Genomic DNA, 17,479 nt, shown 5'->3' on the forward strand with positions numbered 1-17,479 from the left:
GAGGCTCACGCAGCAAGAACTCGAGGCTCTCGCAGCAATGGTTGCCCGCTCGCGCAGCAATGGTTACCCGCTCGCGCAGCAAGAGTTGCCCGCTCGCGCAGCAAGAGTTGCCCGTTCGGGCAGGGGTCAGAGGGCCTCGGCCATCGCCGCGCAGGCCTTCAGCCACGCGTCGCGGGTGTCCTGGGAGAGCTGGCCGTACTGGACGACGGATCCGGCCACCAGGGCCGGGTCGTAGGGGATCCGGAAGACGGCCCGGGTGCGCTGGGCGTAGACGTCGGTGAGGTCCTTGGCCAGCTGTGCGTCGACACTGGGCGACGGGTCGGCCAGCACCGTGATCGTCTTCTCCTTGATCTGCGTGTGCCCCGCGTCGGCGAGGGCGTCGAGCATCCACAGGCCGGAGTAGCCGGTGTCCTCGCGGACCGTGCAGGTGACCACGATCAGGTCGGCGGTCTGGGCGGCAGCGAGCCAGTTCTCGGCGCGCAGGTTGTTGCCGGTGTCGATCAGGATCAGGTGGTAGAAGCGCTCGAGCAGCCGGTGGACCGCACCGAAGTCGCTGGCCTTGATCGTGCCCGTGACATCGGCTCGTTCGTCGGAGGCGAGCACGTCGAAGTGGGCGTCACCCTGGCTGCGCACGAACGCGCCGAGGTCGCCGATGCGCGACTCGTAGACGTCCTGGAACCGCTCGAGGTCGTCGAGGAGCTCGCGCGTGGTGTTCTGGTGGTTGGCGGGTTCGCCGCGGATGCCGAGCGTGCCGCGGGTCTCGTTGTTGTCCCACGCCACCACGCCGCCGCCGCGCACCGTCCCGAAGATGTAGCCGGCGGCGAGGACGGACGTGGTCTTGGCGGCGCCACCCTTCGGGTTGGCGAACACGATCGTGCGCGGACCGGAGAAGGAGCGCTGGACGGTGGCGCGGGCCTCACGGAACGCGCGCTCGGCCTTGCCCATCTTGGGCTTGACCAACCCGAAGGTCATCCTGCGGATGACGCCACGCCACCCCCACGTGGCCGGGCCGATGTCGAGCGTCTGGTGCCGGTTGCGCAGGAAGTCCTGGGCCGTCGGGACCGGCTCGGGCTGGCCCATCTGCTGGCCCATCTGCTGGCCCACCTGCTGCGGTGGGACAGGAGCGGGGTGGCTGGTCTGCGGGGCAGCATGGTGCCCGGGCCGCTGGGGCGGGCCAGCATGCTGCCGGGGCTGCGCCTCGTGTCCGGGTGGGGGGCCCTGCTGCGCCCGGCGGCCGGAGTGCGACGTCGGCCCACCGTCGTACGGCGACTGCGGGGCGCCCGGCGGGGGCGCGACGGGCTGGTGGTTCGGGTTGGTCGACGGGCCTCGGGGGCCGTTCGTGCCCGGGGCGGTGAACTGTGCCTCTGGACCGCCGATCGGGCCGGGCTGGACCTGCCAGCGTGGGCGCTGGTCCTGGCCGTTGCCACTGACCGGTGCGTCGTCAGACATCGTAACCTCCGAGTTTGGTGTCGATCATCTGCTGCATTGTTGCACCGGCGGCGCGGTTCCAAACGTGTCATCCCCAAGGGCGTGGCCCGTGCGGGACGGGGTGTCAGCGGGCCAAGGAGCGCGACCCACCCGAGCCGTAGCGTCGGTGGCGGTTGGCGCCGATCCCCGACGCGTCGGTCGCACCGGGCTTGGTGCTCGCACCGGGCGTCCTCGCGCTGGACTTCCCCGCGCCGGCCTTCCCCGCGCCGGCCTTCCTCGCGCCGGGCTGCTTCGCAGTGGCCTTCTTCGCGACCGGCTTCCTGGTCGCCTTCTTCCCGGCCGGCCGGCCGGCTGACACCTCCTTCGCGTCGGTGGAGGGCGCGTCCTGGTCGCTGGACCACTCGTCGACCCACGCGTCGATGAACTTCCACGTCGTGCCGCGTGCCGCGCGACCGGTGAGCATGCCGAGGTGGCCGCCCGGAACGATCTCGAAGCGCACGTCGGGCGACCCGCTGAACAGGGCAACCCCGGCCCTCACGCTGGCGGCGGGCGCGATGCCGTCCGTTGCCCCACCGAAGATGAGGACCGGCACCTTGACGTCCTTGATCTCGATCCGGCGGTCACCGAACTCGAAGTGGCCGTACTTGAGGTCGTTGGTCTTGATCAGGCGGTGGTACATCTGCCCGAACGTGCGCCCCGGGTAGGCCATCATGTGCGCGGTGAAGTCGTCGACCGCCTCGATCTGGGCGAGGTAGTCGGCATCGTCGAGGTTCTGCAGCTTCACCAGCGGCTTGGAGACCAGCTTCTGGGCGGCGGAGAGCTGGAAGGCCCAACGCACGATGGGCTTCGGTGCGCCGCCCAACGCCTGGTAGATGCGCTGCACCGGGCCACGACCGCTGCGGGTGAGGCCACCCATGGCCGGACCGTCGGCAAACTTGAGGAGCGGGCGCAACGGAGCGACCAACGGCACCTTCGTCACGTCGAACGGCGAGCCGACGATGGTCATGGAGGCGATCGGCAGGTCGGGGTTGTCGGCGGCAGCCAGCGTCAGGAAGATGCCGCCCAGGCTCCAGCCGATCACGTGCACGGGGCGTCCGCCGGCGTGCTCGGAGACCTGCCGGATCGCTTGGGGCACGACTTCGTCGATCCAGTGCTCCATGCCGAGGTTGCGGTCGCGGAAGGAGACCTCGCCGTACTCGACCAGGTAGGTGGGCCTGCCGCCCGAGACCAGGTGCTCGACGAGCGAGCACCCACGGCGCAGGTCGAAGCAGCTCGACGGTGCGGCGAGGGGAGTGACGAGGAGGATCGGGTCGCCCTCGTCCTTCACCTTGCCGGCCGGCCGGTAGTGGTAGACCTGTCGCAGCAGTCCCTCGTCGATCAGCGTGCGAGGCATCTTGCGGAGGTCCGCCACGCCGCCGTACAACATTGCGTGAGCGACGTTGCTGGCGGCTGCGACGACCTGATCGGGTTTCGGGATCAGATCCATGCTCGCAAAGTACCCGAACCTCGACATTCGTGGGCCGGGCGACTAGACACTGACCATGAAGTGGAATGCGATCACGACAGTGGGCGCGGCCGGGGCCGCCGCCATCGGAGCGCTGGCAGTGCGCGACCTCACCCAGACGAAGCACGCGCTGAAGCGCAACTTCCCCGTGGTGGCGAACCTGCGCTACTTCCTCGAGGCGATCGGCCCCGAGCTGCGCCAGTACATCGTCACCTCCAACGACCAGGAGCGGCCGTTCAGCCGAGACCAGCGACGCTGGATCTATTCATCGGCCAAGCTGGAGAACAACTACTTCGGCTTCGGCACGGACAACGACATGGAGAACGTGGTCGGCTATCCCATCATCCGGCACCGCACCTTCTCCGACACCGCACCACCGACGGACATCCACGCCCATGAGAACGTCCCCGTCCCCGGGGCCAAGGTGGTGGGCGAGCGGCGCGACCGCAAGCACAAGTTCCGGCCCGACTCGATCGTCAACATCTCCGCGATGAGCTTCGGTTCGCTCTCCGGAGCGGCTGTGCAGGCGCTCAACAAGGGAGCCGCGCTGGCCGGCGTCATGCAGAGCACCGGCGAGGGGGCTCTCTCCGAGCACCATCGCCAAGGCGGTGACCTCGTGTTCCAGATCGGAACCGCCTACTTCGGCTGCCGCGACGACCAGGGACGTTTCGACCTCGAGCGGCTCAAGGACGTGGTCGCCTCGGCCCCGGTCAAGGCGATCGAGGTCAAGCTGAGCCAAGGAGCCAAGCCCGGGCTGGGTGGAATGCTGCCCGCCGCCAAGATCAGCAAGGAGATCTCCGAGATCCGCGGGATCCCGATGGGCCAGGACTGCTCCAGCCCGTCACGGCACACCGAGTTCGACGACGTCGACAGCATGCTCGACTTCGTCGAGAGGATCGCGCAGGAGACCGGCCTGCCCGTCGGCATCAAGTCCGCGGTCGGCAACATGGAGTTCTGGGAGGACCTGCGCGACCAGACCGGGCCCGGACGATCGGTCGACTTCATCACCATCGACGGAGGTGAGGGTGGCACCGGTGCCGCGCCCCTCGTCTTCAGTGACTCGGTGGCGCTGCCGTGGCGCCTGGGCTTCAGCAGCGTCTACAAGCTGTTCGCCGAGGCCGGCCTGACCGACGACATCACCTGGATCGGCTCGGCGAAGCTCGGGCTGCCCGAGAACGCCTTCGTCGCCTTCGGCCTGGGCGCCGACCTGATCAACACCGCGCGCGGAGCGATGCTGGCGATCGGCTGCATCCAGGCCCAGAAGTGCCACACGGACCGCTGCCCGACCGGTGTCGCGACCCAGGACCCGTGGTTGGCGCACGGCCTGGATCCGGCGTCGAAGTCGGTGCGGGTGGCCAACTACATCAAGACCCTGCGCCGCGACCTGCTCAAGCTCTCCGAGGCCTGTGGGGTGGTCCACCCGTCCATGGTCTCCGCCGCTGACATCGACATCGTCGACGGCCTGCTCTCGACGCGTTCGCTGGCAGAGGTCTACGGCTACGAGCCGGGCTGGGGCGTCCTCCCCGAACATCGGCAGAAGGAGATCGTCGACCTGATGCAGGCGCTGCAGCCCCGGTCGGATGCCGACGACCAGACCGCGGAGCGGCGTACGCCGTAGCGCACCCGACCATGGACCCCACCTTCCTCGACCTGCTTCACGACGAGGCCCCGAGGTCGGCCTACGACGCCCTGCTCGGGGAGCTCGGCGACGACGCGCGCGACCAGCACCGCATCGCCCTGCAGATGCGTGAGCGACTGACCCGGCACCGCAGTCGTGAGGCGGAGCTCTCCGCGCTCTACGAGACCGCGAACGACCTGGCCGCCATCCGTGACCTCGACACGATCCTGGCCGCCATCGTGAGGCGGGCCCGCCAGCTGCTGCACGCCGACATGACGTACCTGTCGTTGAACGACGTCGCCGAGGGCGCGTCGTACATGAAGGTCACCGACGGTGCACTGACAGCCGAGTTCCGGCAGTTGCGGCTGCCGTTGGGCACCGGGCTGCTGGGCCTGGTCGCGCAGTCCGGGGCGCCGTACTTCACCGAGGACTACCAGGCCGACGCTCGGTTCCTGCACCGCGACTACATCGACACCGCCGTCTCCGGGGAGTCCATCCGGGCCATCCTCGGGGTGCCTCTGATCGTCGACGGCACGGTGATCGGAGCCCTGCTGGCCGTCCACCGGACGGTCCGACGGTTCCCTCCGGGCGAGATCAGCCTGCTGACCTCCTTCGCGGCCCACGCGGCGGTGGCACTCGAGAATGCCCGGCTCTTCGACCAGGCGCGTGAGGCGATCGGGGAGGTCGACGCGGCCAACAAGGAGCTGCGGGCCCGGTCGGCCGCCGCCGAGCGCGCGGCCCTGTCCCACGACCGGCTGACCGACGTGCTCCTGCACGGCGGTGGGGTGGCCGGCATCGCCGAGGTCCTGGGCGAGCTCCTGGGTGGCAGCGTCACCATCCACGACGAGCGGCAGCGGCGACTCGCGGGGGACGCTCCGGCCGACGACCGGCTGGCCGAGAGCGTCGAGCAGGCCCGACGATCCGGACGCAGCATCGAGCTCGAGCCGGGTAGGTACGTGGTCGCCGCGGCGGCGGGGGAGGAACACCTGGGCAGCCTGGTCGTCGATGGCGTCACCTTGGCGCCGGCAGAGCGCCGGACGCTGGAACGCGCGGCGATCGTCACCGCGCTGGTCCTGCTCTTCGCCCGGACCGAGGCGGAGGCCGACGGACGAGTCCGGGGAGAGCTGTTGACCGACCTGCTCTCGGGACGCGACGGAGCGGGGGACCGGCTCCGCGAGCGGGCCCGGCGCCAAGGTGCCGACCTTGAACTGGCGACGTGCGTGATCGCTGCTCGGGTCGAGGGCATCGAGCTTCACCGGGCCGTGCGGGTGGCGGGTCGCCTCGCCGGCGAGTGGCAGGGCCTGGCGGTCGCGCACCAGGGTGACGTGGTGCTGCTGGTCGCCGCGGACGAACCTCTCGAGGTGGCACGTGAGCTGCAGGCCAGGCTGGTCGAGAACCGCGGGCGGTGCACGGTCGGGGTCGCCTCCGGCGCCCCGGGCCCCGAGGGCATTGCGGCCACCCATGCCGAGGCCCGGCGATGTGTGGACGCACTCATCGCCCTGGGGCGCGCCGGCGAGGCCAGCGACCCGGCGCACCTCGGTGTGGCGCGCATGCTGCTGGGCGGCGGTGGCAGCGGGCACCTCGACGACTTCCTCACCGCCGAGCTCGGCCCCCTCCTCGGCCACGATCGCCAGCGCGGGACCGCCCTGGTGGACACCGTGGAGGCCTGGTTCCGGGCGGGTGGGTCGCTGAAGGGGGCGGCCGCGCAGCTGCACGTGCACCCGAACACCGTCGGCCAGCGGCTCGAGAGGGTCGACGCCCTGCTGGGCCGCGGCTGGCGGGATCCGGAGCGGCAGCTCGACCTGCAGCTGGCCCTGCGGTGGCTGCACCTTCGTCGTGTCCAGTGATCGGAGCACACACAACCGGGCGCATCATGTGCCCGCAACCCATAGGACGTGGGTGTGGTGCTCCCGTAGCGTCCGCGACATGCCTGAGACCTCTGTCACGTTGACCAGTCCGCGCCCGAGCGGCGCCACGTCGCACCCCGAGCGGGTGATCCGATGACCACCCAGACCCCCACCTCCGACGTGGTCGGGTCCGAACCCGGGAAGCGGTCGATCGTCCGCATCGTCACTGCGAGCCTGGTCGGCACCGCCGTCGAGTGGTACGACTTCTTCCTCTTCGGATCGGCGGCAGCGCTGGTCTTCGGTGACGTGTTCTTCGGAGAGATCGGCGGGACGAACGGCACCCTCTATGCGTTCATGACCTACGCACTGGGGTTCGTCGCCCGGCCCCTGGGCGGCATCGTCTTCGGCCACTTCGGTGACCGTGTCGGTCGCAAGACGATGCTGGTCGTGTCGCTGCTGATGATGGGGCTCGGCACGTTCGCGATAGGTCTGCTGCCGTCGTACGCCACGATCGGGATGGGGGCGCCGATCCTGCTGGTGGTCTGCCGACTCGTGCAGGGCTTCGCGGTCGGGGGTGAGTGGGGCGGTGCGGTGCTGATGGCCGCCGAGCACGGCCATGACGACCACCGCGGCTTCTGGTCCTCGTGGCCGCAGGCAGGTGTGGCGCTCGGCAACCTGCTCGCCACCGGCGTGCTCTGGGTGCTGGCCGCGGTGCAGAGCGAGCAGGCGTTCCTCGAGTGGGGCTGGCGAGTGCCCTTCCTGCTCAGCGCCGTGCTCGTCGTCCTGGGCCTGTGGGTCCGGCTCTCGATCGAGGAGTCACCGGTCTTCAAGGAGGCGAAGGCCGACCTCGCGGCCAAGGCCGAGGACGCCGGCCACCTGCCCATCATGGAGGTGATCCGTGAATACCCCCGCGAGGTCCTGATCGCGATGGGCATGCGGATGGCGGAGAACATCTCCTACTACATCTTCACCGTCGTCGTGCTCACCTACGCGGCCGAGTACGCGGCGATCGACAAGGCCATCGTGCTCAAGGCCCTGCTGATCGGCGCTGCGATCCAGTTCTTCGTGGTCCCGGCGGTCGGCGCGCTCTCCGACCGGGTCGGACGTCGACCGCTCTACCTCTTCGGTGCCGTGGGTGTGGGGGTGTGGACCTTCGTCTTCTTCCACCTGGTCGACACGGGATCGCCGAGCCGGATCCTGCTCGGGGTCGTGGTCGGACTGGTCCTGCACTCGTTCATGTATGCACCGCAGGCGGCCTTCTTCTCCGAGCTGTTCGGCACGTCGGTGCGCTACACCGGGGCCTCGGTCGGCTACCAGCTGGCCTCGATCTTCGCGGGGGCGTTGGCGCCGATCATCGCGCTCAAGCTGCTCGGGGACGTCGATGACGGCAACACCACCGCGGTCGGCATCTATGTCGCGATCGCGTCAGTGGTCACCATCGTCGCGGTGCTCGCTGCGAAGGAGACCAGCCGCAGCTCGCTGCGCCACGACCGCGTCCTCTGAGCCCACCCGTCGACCACGGCACCCCACCGGCCACGGTGGGGTGCCGTGTCAGCTGGGCCGGACCGGTCGCACCGGCTTGCCGTGCGAGGGACGTACGGCGGCCAGCTCGGCGAGGAAGCCGTCGGCCCAGCTGGCCACGTCGTGCTCGCTGACGGTCTTGCGCATCGCCTTCATTCTGCGGGAGCGCTCCCTCTCGTCCGAGGTGGCGGCGTCGAGGATCGCCGACTTCATCCCGTTGATGTCGTAGGGATTGACCTGCCATGCCTGGCGCAGCTCGTTGGCCGCGCCGGCGAACTCGGAGAGCACCAGGGCGCCGTCGTTGTCGTAGCGGCAGGCGACGTACTCCTTGGCGACCAGGTTCATCCCGTCGCGGTACGGCGTGACCACCATGATGTCGGCAGTCCGGTAGAGCGCGGCCATCTCGTGGCGGGGGTAGGAGGAGTGGAGGTAGGCGATCACCGGCTGGCCGATGCGGCCCAGGTCGCCGTTGATGCGACCGACCAGGCGGTCGATGTCGTCACGGAGCACGCGGTACTGCTCGACGCGTTCACGGCTCGGCGTCGCCACCTGCACGAAGACACTGTCGTTGACGTCGAAGTGACCGTCCTTGACGAGCTCCGAGTAGGCGCGCAGTCGCGAGTAGATGCCCTTGGTGTAGTCGAGGCGGTCGATGCCGAGGAGCACCCGCTTGGGGTTGCCCAGGGCAGTCCGGATCTGCGCGGCCCGCTCGTTCACCGAGTCCGACCGGGCCAGCTTCTCGAAGTCATCGGCGTCGATCGAGATCGGGAAGGCCGCGGCCCGGACGCTGCGGCCGTCGGGCAGGTAGACCATGTCCCGGTGGGTCTTGTGCCCGACCCGCTGGCGGACCAGGCGCACGAAGTTCTGCGCCGCGCCGGACAGCTGGAAGCCGACCAGGTCGGCGCCGAGCAGGCCCTCGAGGATCTGGCGACGCCACGGCAGCTGCTGGAAGAGCTCCGCCGGGGGGAAGGGAATGTGCAGGTAGAAGCCGATGCGCAGGTCGGGGCGCAGGTCGCGCAGCATCTGCGGGACCAGCTGCATCTGGTAGTCCTGGATCCAGACGGTGGCGTCCTTGGCGGCCACCTCGGCGGCCTTGTTGGCGAACCGCTGGTTGACCGTCACGAACGCGTCCCACCACTCACGGTGGAACTCCGGCTTCGCGACCACGTCGTGGTAGAGCGGCCACAGCGTGCCGTTGGAGAACCCTTCGTAGAACTCCTCGACCTCCGACTCGGTCAAGGCCACCGGCACCAAGGAGAGCCCGTCGTCGACGAAGGGCTCGATCTCCTCGCCGGCCACTCCGGGCCAACCGATCCAGGCTCCGTCGTTGCTGCGCATGACGGGTTCGAGGGCACTCACCAGCCCGCCGGGGGAGCGCCGCCAGTCGAGGGACCCGTCGGGCAGGGTCACCCGGTCGACGGGCAGGCGGTTGGCAACGATCACGAGGTCTGCGGATCCGGTCGTCACGCATCGAACCCTAGGGCATCCGGGTCGATCGCGGACGTCGTCTCCCCACGCGGCGACGTGCTCGGCGATGTGCCCCGTGACGTGAGGCTCGACGTGCCCCCTCGGCGTGCCCTCGACGTTCGCGACGGCGTACGGCGTCACGGGTTGCGCGGGGCCTTGGGGGCCTTGACCGACCAGGTCTCGAGTCGGGTGTATCCCTTGACCGGCGTGGTTCGCGCGCGGCGTACGCGGAACTCGGTCTCCTGGTCGCGCAACGCGTCGGCCAGCTCCCGGTCGGCCAGCACCCGCCCGGGGCGCGCGAGCGAGGTGAGCCGGGAGGCGATGTTGACGGTCTCGCCGAAGACGTCGCCGAGCCGGGCGAGGACGCGGCCGTGCGCCATGCCGACGCGGACCTCGGGGAACTCGTCGTCGAGCTCGTGCGCACCGGCCAGTGCCAGACCGATGCGACCGCCGGCGGTCGGCTCGTCGACCACGAAGAGGACTTCGTCGCCGATCGTCTTGATGATGCGACCGCCGTGGTCGGAGATGACCGTGTTGACCGTGGACTCGAAGCGCTCCACCATCTCGGCGAGCTCCTCCGCGGACAGGCTGCGGGTGCGTCGTGTGTAGCCGACGATGTCGGCGAATCCCACGCACTGCACGACGGCGTCGGTGTCGGCGTTGAGCAGGACCCGGCCGGCCGCGTTGGCCAGGTGACGGCGCCAGACGTATTCCTGCAGCTTGCTCAGGGTGGGCAGCGTGCGCGAGATGATCGGCTCGATCTCGGCCATGTCGAGCGGGACCTCGTGCTCGACGAGCATCTCGGCGACCTCCGCGATCTCCCACTCGGCCAGCCGGGAGAAGCTGCGTCCCATGCTGCGGGTGAGGGCGAACTCGGTGCGGGGATCGACGATCCCGCCCTCGACGAGGTCGCCGAGCAGGCGCACGGCGGTGACGTCCTCGTCGGTGAAGAGCACCTCGTCGTCGGACGCAGGGGAGGGGAAGCCGAGCGAGAGCCACAGGTCGCGGGCGCGCTCGGAGGTCACCCCGGTCTGCGCGATCACGTCGAGGCGGCTGAGGTGGGGCGCCTGCCCGAGCAGGGTGGCCTCGAGACCCGCGAAGAGGTCCGCGTCGATGCTGGGCCCGGGGGCAGCCTGGTCTGCAACTGGGGGCCGGTCGGTACCTGGGGGCCGGTCGGCACCTGAGGGCCGGTCGGTACCTGAGGGCCGGTCGGCCGAGGAGTCGTCGTTCACGGCGACGATCGTTCGTGATGCGGACCGCTCATGAGGCAGGACCGCCGGCGGAGTCCGGCAGGCGCTCGGCGGTCGTCTGCTCGAGGGCGGTGCGGAAGGTCGGCACCGTGTCGATCAGGTCCTGAACGGCCTCGCTGGTGAAGTGCAGCACCCGCAGGGGGGTCAGTGACACCACGCTCGCGTTGCGGAGCCTGCGACTCACGATGGCGGCTTCGCCGACGGTGTCGCCGGGGCCGAGGCGGGCGACCTCCTGGCCGCCGCGACGCACGGAGACCTCGCCGTCGAGGAGGATGTAGGCCTTGTCGGCGGGAGTCTTCTCCCAGATGAGCGACCAGTTGGCGGGAACGTTCACGGCGGTGCCGTGGTCCACGATGGACTGGATCTCTGCGTCGCTGAGGTTGGCGAATCGGTCGAGGCGGGTGAGCTCCGCCTGCTCGGGTGAACTGGTCACGTCTGGATCCTCTCGAGGGTCGACGCAGTGCGTCGGGCTCCGTCCCGCCCCGATCTTCCCGTTCGGGCCCCGCCCTGTCCAGAGAACGGGCCGCTGTGTCCGCTGGTCGGTCATGGGCCGGGAGGCTCTCACTTCGGCCGGGAGGAACGGCGCCCGGCGAGTCTCGGGGGACTCGCCGGGAATCGAATGACAGGTTTGTGATTCAGTTGTTTACTATGGCATCACTGCCCTTTGGGCAAATCAGTAGTGAAGGGGTCGACCACGTGGGTGCCGCAGAGTCCGTCAACCAGGAGCAATCCGCCGAAAGCTCGGTGCTCTCCGAGCGCGACAGCGAAATTCTCGAGTTCGAGCGCCAGTGGTGGAAGTATGCCGGCGCGAAGGAACAGGCCGTCCGCGACAAGTTCGACATGTCGTCGACCCGCTACTACCAGGTCCTCAACGCGCTGATCGACAAGCCGGAAGCACTGGCCTCCGACCCGCTGCTGGTCCGCCGTCTCCGACGTCTCCGTGCGGCCCGACAGCGCCAGCGCTCGGCCCGCCGCCTCGGCTTCGAGGTCTGATCCCGTGCGCGCGAGAGACGACCGTGGCGTCGCCTTCCCCTCTCCGCTCGTCATCCTGAGCATCGTCGCCGTCGCGATGGCGGTGATCGCCTATGTCGCCACGTCCGGCAGCGGTGGCTCCTCCGAGATGGAGCCAGTGTCGAAGCCGGCGCCCTCGGCGACCGCTTCTCCGACGATCGCGCCCGAGCCGGAGCCGGTGAAGAAGAAGGTCAAGAAGGTCAACCGGGCCAAGGTCTACGTGGCCATCTTCAACAACTCCAACATCTCCGGCCTGGCCGGCTCGACGGCCTCCACCGCGCGCGACGCCGGGTGGCAGGTGGTCGGGTCCGACAACTGGATGGGCATGATCCCGGCCCCCACGGTCTACTACCCACCCCGGCTCAAGGCCGCCGCGAAGCTGCTCGCCAAGGACCTCGACATCACCCGCCTGATGCCGGCCGTGGACCCGATGAACTTCGACCGGCTCACGGTGATCCTGACCGCCAGCTACTCCGGCTGACCCGTCGCGTTCCTGCCCTGCTCGCGAGCAACGCGGCCACGGTCGTTGGGCACGTGCCTGACGCCTCACTGCGTCGGACGGCACCGCGCCCGTTCCGGCGTACGACGCCCCTCAGTGTCGGCGTACGACGCCCCTCGGTGCCGCCGTACGGCGACGCTCAGTGCCGGGGTACGGCGACGCTCAGTGCCGGCGTACGGCGGCGGCGTCCGTCGTGAGCTGGCGCAGCAGCGCGAGCACGCCGACCGGCCCGTCGACCGCGAGGTCGGACCGCCCCAGCAGCGCATCGTGCTCGTCGGAGGACGAGCAGACCAGCAGGGTGGCCACGCCGGCGCGGGCCAGGTCGTCCACGGCGGAGAACGCCTCGAGATCTCCCAGGTCGTCGCCGGCGAAGAGAAATCCTCTCGCGCCGATCTCGGCCGCGATGGTGCGCACGGCGTCGCCCTTGTGGGTCCCGGGGGCGCGCACCTCGATCACGCTGCGCCCCGGCTCGACGGCCAGACCGTTGGCCGTGGCCAGCGCGCTCAGTGGAGCGAGCAGCCGGTCGAACGCCGCGTGGGGATCATCGAGCCGGCGGGTGTGCACCGCGACGGCCAGGCCCTTCTCCTCGACGTAGGCATCGGTGGCATCGGCCCCGCGGAGGACCGCGGGCAGGCCGCTCAGGAAGCTGCTCAGGCCGCGGGGCGGGCGCGGTGAGACGATCCTCTGGCTGAGCGACGACCATCGTTCGTTGCCGTACTGCCCGAAGAGGTGCAGCTGCTTGCCGTGCTCGCCGATCGCCTCGCCGACGTGGTCGAGGTCAGCCAGTGCGAGGGCCTGGCGAGCGGGTCGGCCGGTGATGATCGCGATCGCGGCGACCTGGTCGGCAAGGTCGATCAACACCTCGGCGGCCTCCGGGTGGATCCTGGCCCGTGTCGGGTCGTCGACGATGGGGGAGAGGGTGCCGTCGAGGTCGAGGCCGATCACGGATTCGCGTGCCGCGCGCACGAGCGCGGCGTACCTGTCCTCGCCGGAGGCGGAGATGAACTCCATGGCACCAGCCAACCATGTGCCGCCGGCGGCCGGGAGGGGTGCTCGCCGCAGGGAGCACCGCCCCGATCCCGGGCGACGTCGCCGGACGGCGCCCCCTCAGCGGGAGCGCCCCGCGCGTGTCCGCATCCCGGACTCGATGTGCACATCGTGAGACGCCCTGCGTAGTCTGATCCACAGCTCATCGAGAGGGACTGAGGGAACGGCCCAGTGAAGTCCCGGCAACCGCCACGAGCCCCCTGACCCGCCCACCACCACGGGCGTGGCCAGTCGTGGAAACGGTGCCAATTCCGGCCCACGGCGAAATACGACGCGGGGAAGATGAGAAGGAGGACTCATGAGCGCAACAACCGTCGAGACCAGCAGGACTCTCCGCGAAGGTGCATTCGGCAACGCGACCGGCTTGTCGTGTCGCGAGTGCGGCCACCAGATCGAGCTCGGCCCGAACTACGCCTGTCCTGAGTGTTTCGGTCCCCTGGAGATCTCCTACGACTTCCCGGCCGTGACTCGCGAGCAGATCGAGGCCGGGCCACGCAACATCTGGCGCTACAAGGCGCTGCTGCCGGTGCCGGACGACATCGAGCTGAGCCCCAACACGGAGCCGGGCTTCACCCGGCTGCTCAAGGCCGCCAACCTCGGTCGCGAGCTCGGCATCGACAACCTGTGGGTGAAGGACGACTCGACCAACCCCACCAACTCCTTCAAGGACCGTGTCGTCGCCTGTGCGCTCAGCGCCGCCCGCGAGTTCGACGCCAAGGTCTTCGCCTGCCCGAGCACCGGCAACCTGGCCAACGCGGTCGCGGCCGCGGGTGCCCGTGCCGGCATCAAGACCGTCGTGTTCATCCCGAGCAACCTCGAGCAGCCCAAGCAGGTCAACTCCGCGGTCTTCACCGAGAACCTGGTCGCGGTCGACGGCAACTACGACGACGTCAACAAGCTGGCCTCCGAGATCGCCGGCGAGGAGGACGGCTGGGCGTTCGTGAACGTCAACGTCCGCCCCTACTACGCCGAGGGCTCCAAGACCCTGGGCTACGAGATCGCCGAGCAGCTCGGCTGGCGCCTGCCCGACCAGATCGTCATCCCGGTGGCCTCCGGCTCCCAGCTGACCAAGGTCGACAAGGCGTTCCAGGAGCTGATCAAGCTCGGCCTCGTGGAGGACAAGGCCTACCGCGTCTTCGGCGCCCAGGCCGAGGGCTGCTCCCCGGTCTCGGTGGCCTACAAGGCCGGGGTCGACGCGATCCGTCCGGTCAAGCCGGACACCATCGCCAAGTCGCTGGCGATCGGCAACCCGGCCGATGGCATCTACGTGCTCGACGTCTGTCGGCGTACGGGCGGAGCGGTCGAGGACATCACCGACGACCAGGTCCGCGACGCGATCGTGCTCCTGGCCCGCACCGAGGGCATCTTCACCGAGACCGCTGGCGGCACCACGGTGGGCGTGCTCAAGAAGCTGGTCGAGACCGGCCAGCTCGACACCTCGCTCGAGACCGTCGTGATCAACACCGGCCACGGCCTCAAGACTCTCGACGCGGTCTCCGACCGAGTCAGCGCCCGCGCCACCATCGCCCCGACCTACGACGCCTTCGTCGCCGCCGACCTCATCTGACGCGAACGGGCAACCCTTGCTGCGCGAACGGGCAACGCTTGCTGCGCGAACGGGCAATGCTTGCGCCCCGAGCGGACAATTGTTGTCGCGTGACCCCACCACCACATCCAGGAGTTCCAGCACCATGAGCGTTTCCGTCCGCATCCCGACCATCCTGCGCACCTACACCGGCGGCGAGTCCGAGGTCAGCGCCGAGGGCGCCACGCTCGCCGAGGTGCTCGACGACCTCGACGCCAACCACGCCGGTATCAAGGCCCGCGTGCTCGACGACAACGGTGCCCTGCGTCGCTTCGTCAACGTGTACGTCGGCAACGAGGACGTTCGCTTCCTCGAGAACCTCGAGACGCCCGTCAAGGACGGCACCCAGGTCTCGATCATTCCCGCGGTCGCCGGGGGCTGCTGAGCACCACCACGGGTGGGGCTGGCAGCAACAACTGCCCGTTCGCGGCGCAACAACTGCCCGTTCGCGCAGCAAGAACTGCCCGTTCGTGGATGAGCAAGGATGGCGACATGGACCACACCTATGCGCTCGACCTGACCTGGCAGGGCAATCGGGGCACCGGCACGAGCGGTTACCGCGACTACGCCCGCGACGTGCTGCTCCGGGCCGACGGGAAGCCGGCGCTGGAAGGGTCGGCGGACCCCACCTTCCGCGGTGACGCGTCGCGCTGGAACCCCGAGGAGCTGCTGCTCGCCGCGCTGGCCCAGTGCCACCTGCTGTCCTACCTGCACTCGGCGGTCACCCACGGCGTCCTCGTGACGGCGTACGCCGACTCGCCGGTCGGCACCATGGAGCAGTCAGGCCAAGGTGGTCGCTTCACCTCGGTGGTGCTGCGACCCCGGGTGAGCGTGGCCTCGGAGGACCAGGTCGGGACTGCGATGCGCATCCATCACGAGGCGAGCGAGAACTGCTTCATCGCGGCATCGGTGAACTTCCCGGTGACGCACGAGCCGGTGGTGTCGGTCGAACGCCCGCTCTGACCCGCGGTTCGCGCCTCAACAACCCGCGGTCCGCGCCTCAAGAACCCGCGGTCCGCGCGGCGGCCAGCGCGGCGCTGGCCCGGTAGTCGACCTTGCTGACCGGGGTGCGCGGCACCTGGTCGACGAACAGGATCGCCTTCGGCACCTTGTAGTTCGAGATCAGCTCGTGGCAGTGCTGCCGCAGCGCCTCCTCGGTGACCGAGGACCCGTCACGGCGCTGCACCAGTGCGGTGACCTGCTGGCCCCAGCGCTCGTGGGGGACGCCGACCACCGCGGCGTCGAAGACCTCGTCGTGGCGCAGCAGCACTGCCTCGACCTCTTCGGGGTGCACCTTCTCGCCTCCGGTGTTGATGCAGACCGAGCCGCGGCCCAGCACGGTGACCGTGCCGTCGTCCTCGCGTCGCGCCATGTCGCCCGGGATCGACCAGCGCACGCCGTCGATCTCCGGGAAGGTGGCTGCCGACTTCACCGGGTCGTTGTGGTAGCCGAGCGGGACGGCGCCTGAACGACCGAGCAGCCCGTCGACGCCGGGCGGGCACGGCACCAGGTCAGCGTCGAAGACCTCGACGTCGGGGCCGACCCCGAAACGTGGTGCTCCCGTCGCCCCGGAGGTGCCGTCGTCCATCTGGGACCCGGTCGCGCCGGACTCGGAGGCGCCGTACGAGTCGAGGATGAAGCGACCCGGCAACGCCCGCCGGATCTCCTCGCGCACGCCCTCCGAGAGCGGTGCGGCACCGTTCGAGACTGCCGCCAGGGAGGACAGGTCCCACCGATCGGGCTCGGCCAGGATCGCCTCGGCGACCGGTCGACCCATCGCGTCACCGAGGAAGGTCAACGAGACCACCCCGGCCTTCTCCACCAGGTCGAGGATCTTCACCGGGTCGAAGTTGGGTTCGGTGAACAGTGCCACCGGGGAGCCGGCGACGTGGGCGTTGCCGAGGATCCACTGGCTGCCGCCGTGCATCATCGGCCCGCAGGCCAGCAGCACCATCGGGTTCTCGTTGGCCGCGGCCTCCGCCACCAGCTGCTCGATGGAGTCGAACGGAGCGCCGAAGCGGCTGGCGTTCATCGCTGCCCGCATGATGTCCTCGTTGCGCCAGACCACGCCCTTGGGGCTGCCGGTGGTGCCTCCGGTGTAGATGACGTAGTGGTCGTCGCCGCTGCGACCGGTCACCGAACGCTCCGGGGAGGCCGCGGCCAGGGCGGCGTCGTACTCCTCGCCGAGCACGATCAGCTCTCGCAGCTGCGGCAGGTCCAACGCGTCGACGGCGCCCACGAACTCGGCCTCGATGATCGACACGACGCATTCGGCGTCGTCGTAGAGGTGGGCGAGCTCGTCGTGCTTGTACTTGTAGTTGATGTTGATCGGCACGGCACGGGCCTTCAGGCAGCCGTAGAACGCGTCGACCCACTCGATGCGGTTCGTGGAGTGCACGGCCACGTGCTCACCGGGTTGCACGCCGATGGACACCAGGTGGTTGGCCAACCGGGTGCTGCGTTCGTCGATCTCCGCGAAGGTGTGGTCGCGATCGATCGTCCTGACCGCCGGGCGGTCGGGAACGGCGTCGGCCATGGCCTCGACGAGGTCGCCGAGGGTGATCGGGCGCGGGGCAGCAGCAGGGACGGCTGGGGTGGCTGTGGTCTCGGTCACACCGCACAGGGTGACCGCTGGAGGGCGCCACGTAAATGGCCCGTCCCGCCACGTGGGTGGAACGCCGCAGGATTCACCCGGTGCTCAC

15 protein-coding genes and 1 riboswitch are annotated in these 17,479 nt (G+C 69.6%); of the genes, 8 read left to right on the forward strand and 7 right to left on the reverse strand.

Annotated elements, in window-relative coordinates; translation table 11 throughout:
- Positions 1 to 126: 126 nt before the first annotated feature.
- Positions 127 to 1,449 (reverse strand): hypothetical protein, encoded by a 1,323-nt coding sequence (locus ncot_RS03110; protein WP_240938037.1) that lies wholly within the window; start codon positions 1,447 to 1,449, stop codon positions 127 to 129.
- A 103-nt stretch (positions 1,450 to 1,552) separates the two neighbouring features.
- Positions 1,553 to 2,914, reverse strand: coding sequence for an alpha/beta fold hydrolase (locus ncot_RS03115; RefSeq protein ID WP_206065122.1), 1,362 nt, complete (start codon positions 2,912 to 2,914; stop codon positions 1,553 to 1,555).
- A 55-nt stretch (positions 2,915 to 2,969) separates the two neighbouring features.
- Here ncot_RS03115 and ncot_RS03120 point away from each other — a divergent pair, with 55 nt between their 5' ends.
- The 3 genes from ncot_RS03120 (at position 2,970) to ncot_RS03130 (ending at position 7,900) form a co-directional block, all read left to right on the forward strand.
- Positions 2,970 to 4,550, forward strand: coding sequence for an FMN-binding glutamate synthase family protein (locus ncot_RS03120; protein ID WP_168616291.1), 1,581 nt, complete (start codon positions 2,970 to 2,972; stop codon positions 4,548 to 4,550).
- A gap of 11 nt (positions 4,551 to 4,561) precedes the next feature.
- Positions 4,562 to 6,397, forward strand: a complete 1,836-nt coding sequence (locus tag ncot_RS03125) for a GAF domain-containing protein (protein WP_168616292.1) — start codon at positions 4,562 to 4,564, stop codon at positions 6,395 to 6,397.
- 153 nt (positions 6,398 to 6,550) lie between these two features.
- Complete coding sequence (locus tag ncot_RS03130; RefSeq protein ID WP_168616293.1) at positions 6,551 to 7,900, forward strand: MFS transporter; 1,350 nt, start codon at positions 6,551 to 6,553, stop codon at positions 7,898 to 7,900.
- Between the two features lie 48 nt (positions 7,901 to 7,948).
- On the opposite strand, the gene ncot_RS03135 is transcribed toward ncot_RS03130, so the two are convergent.
- The 3 genes from ncot_RS03135 to ncot_RS03145 form a co-directional block, all read right to left on the reverse strand.
- Positions 7,949 to 9,385 (reverse strand): trehalose-6-phosphate synthase, encoded by a 1,437-nt coding sequence (locus tag ncot_RS03135; protein ID WP_168616294.1) that lies wholly within the window; start codon positions 9,383 to 9,385, stop codon positions 7,949 to 7,951.
- Positions 9,386 to 9,522: 137 nt separating this feature from the next.
- The gene (locus ncot_RS03140; protein WP_168616295.1) at positions 9,523 to 10,617 is read right to left on the reverse strand and encodes an adenylate/guanylate cyclase domain-containing protein; all 1,095 of its coding nucleotides are present in this window, start codon (positions 10,615 to 10,617) and stop codon (positions 9,523 to 9,525) included.
- A 28-nt stretch (positions 10,618 to 10,645) separates the two neighbouring features.
- Positions 10,646 to 11,068, reverse strand: a complete 423-nt coding sequence (locus tag ncot_RS03145; RefSeq protein ID WP_240938038.1) for a cyclic nucleotide-binding domain-containing protein — start codon at positions 11,066 to 11,068, stop codon at positions 10,646 to 10,648.
- Between the two features lie 263 nt (positions 11,069 to 11,331).
- On the opposite strand from ncot_RS03145, the gene ncot_RS03150 reads away from it, so the two are divergent.
- Complete coding sequence (locus ncot_RS03150) at positions 11,332 to 11,628, forward strand: DUF3263 domain-containing protein (protein ID WP_168616297.1); 297 nt, start codon at positions 11,332 to 11,334, stop codon at positions 11,626 to 11,628.
- 4 nt (positions 11,629 to 11,632) lie between these two features.
- Positions 11,633 to 12,127: a LytR C-terminal domain-containing protein gene (locus tag ncot_RS03155; protein WP_168616298.1), complete on the forward strand. Its 495-nt coding sequence runs from the start codon at positions 11,633 to 11,635 to the stop codon at positions 12,125 to 12,127.
- Between the two features lie 180 nt (positions 12,128 to 12,307).
- Here ncot_RS03155 and otsB read toward each other — a convergent pair whose 3' ends face one another.
- Positions 12,308 to 13,156, reverse strand: a complete 849-nt coding sequence (gene otsB / locus ncot_RS03160) for a trehalose-phosphatase (RefSeq protein ID WP_168616299.1) — start codon at positions 13,154 to 13,156, stop codon at positions 12,308 to 12,310.
- 175 nt (positions 13,157 to 13,331) lie between these two features.
- Positions 13,332 to 13,481: riboswitch (SAM riboswitch) on the forward strand.
- 9 nt (positions 13,482 to 13,490) lie between these two features.
- Here otsB and thrC point away from each other — a divergent pair.
- The 3 genes from thrC (at position 13,491) to ncot_RS03175 (ending at position 15,740) form a co-directional block, all read left to right on the forward strand.
- Positions 13,491 to 14,759 carry a threonine synthase gene (gene thrC / locus ncot_RS03165; protein WP_168616300.1) on the forward strand — a complete coding sequence of 423 codons (1,269 nt, stop codon included), beginning with the start codon at positions 13,491 to 13,493 and terminating at the stop codon, positions 14,757 to 14,759.
- Positions 14,760 to 14,883: 124 nt separating this feature from the next.
- A complete protein-coding gene (locus tag ncot_RS03170) occupies positions 14,884 to 15,162 on the forward strand; it encodes a MoaD/ThiS family protein (RefSeq protein ID WP_168616301.1) in 279 nt (92 codons plus the stop codon).
- Positions 15,163 to 15,269: 107 nt separating this feature from the next.
- On the forward strand, positions 15,270 to 15,740 hold the full coding sequence (locus ncot_RS03175) for an OsmC family protein (protein WP_168616302.1): 471 nt from the start codon (positions 15,270 to 15,272) through the stop codon (positions 15,738 to 15,740).
- A gap of 37 nt (positions 15,741 to 15,777) precedes the next feature.
- Here ncot_RS03175 and ncot_RS03180 read toward each other — a convergent pair whose 3' ends face one another.
- Positions 15,778 to 17,391, reverse strand: a complete 1,614-nt coding sequence (locus tag ncot_RS03180) for an AMP-binding protein (protein ID WP_168616303.1) — start codon at positions 17,389 to 17,391, stop codon at positions 15,778 to 15,780.
- Positions 17,392 to 17,479 lie beyond the last annotated feature (88 nt).

This window comes from Nocardioides sp. JQ2195 (assembly GCF_012272695.1).
Lineage (GTDB): Bacteria > Actinomycetota > Actinomycetes > Propionibacteriales > Nocardioidaceae > Nocardioides.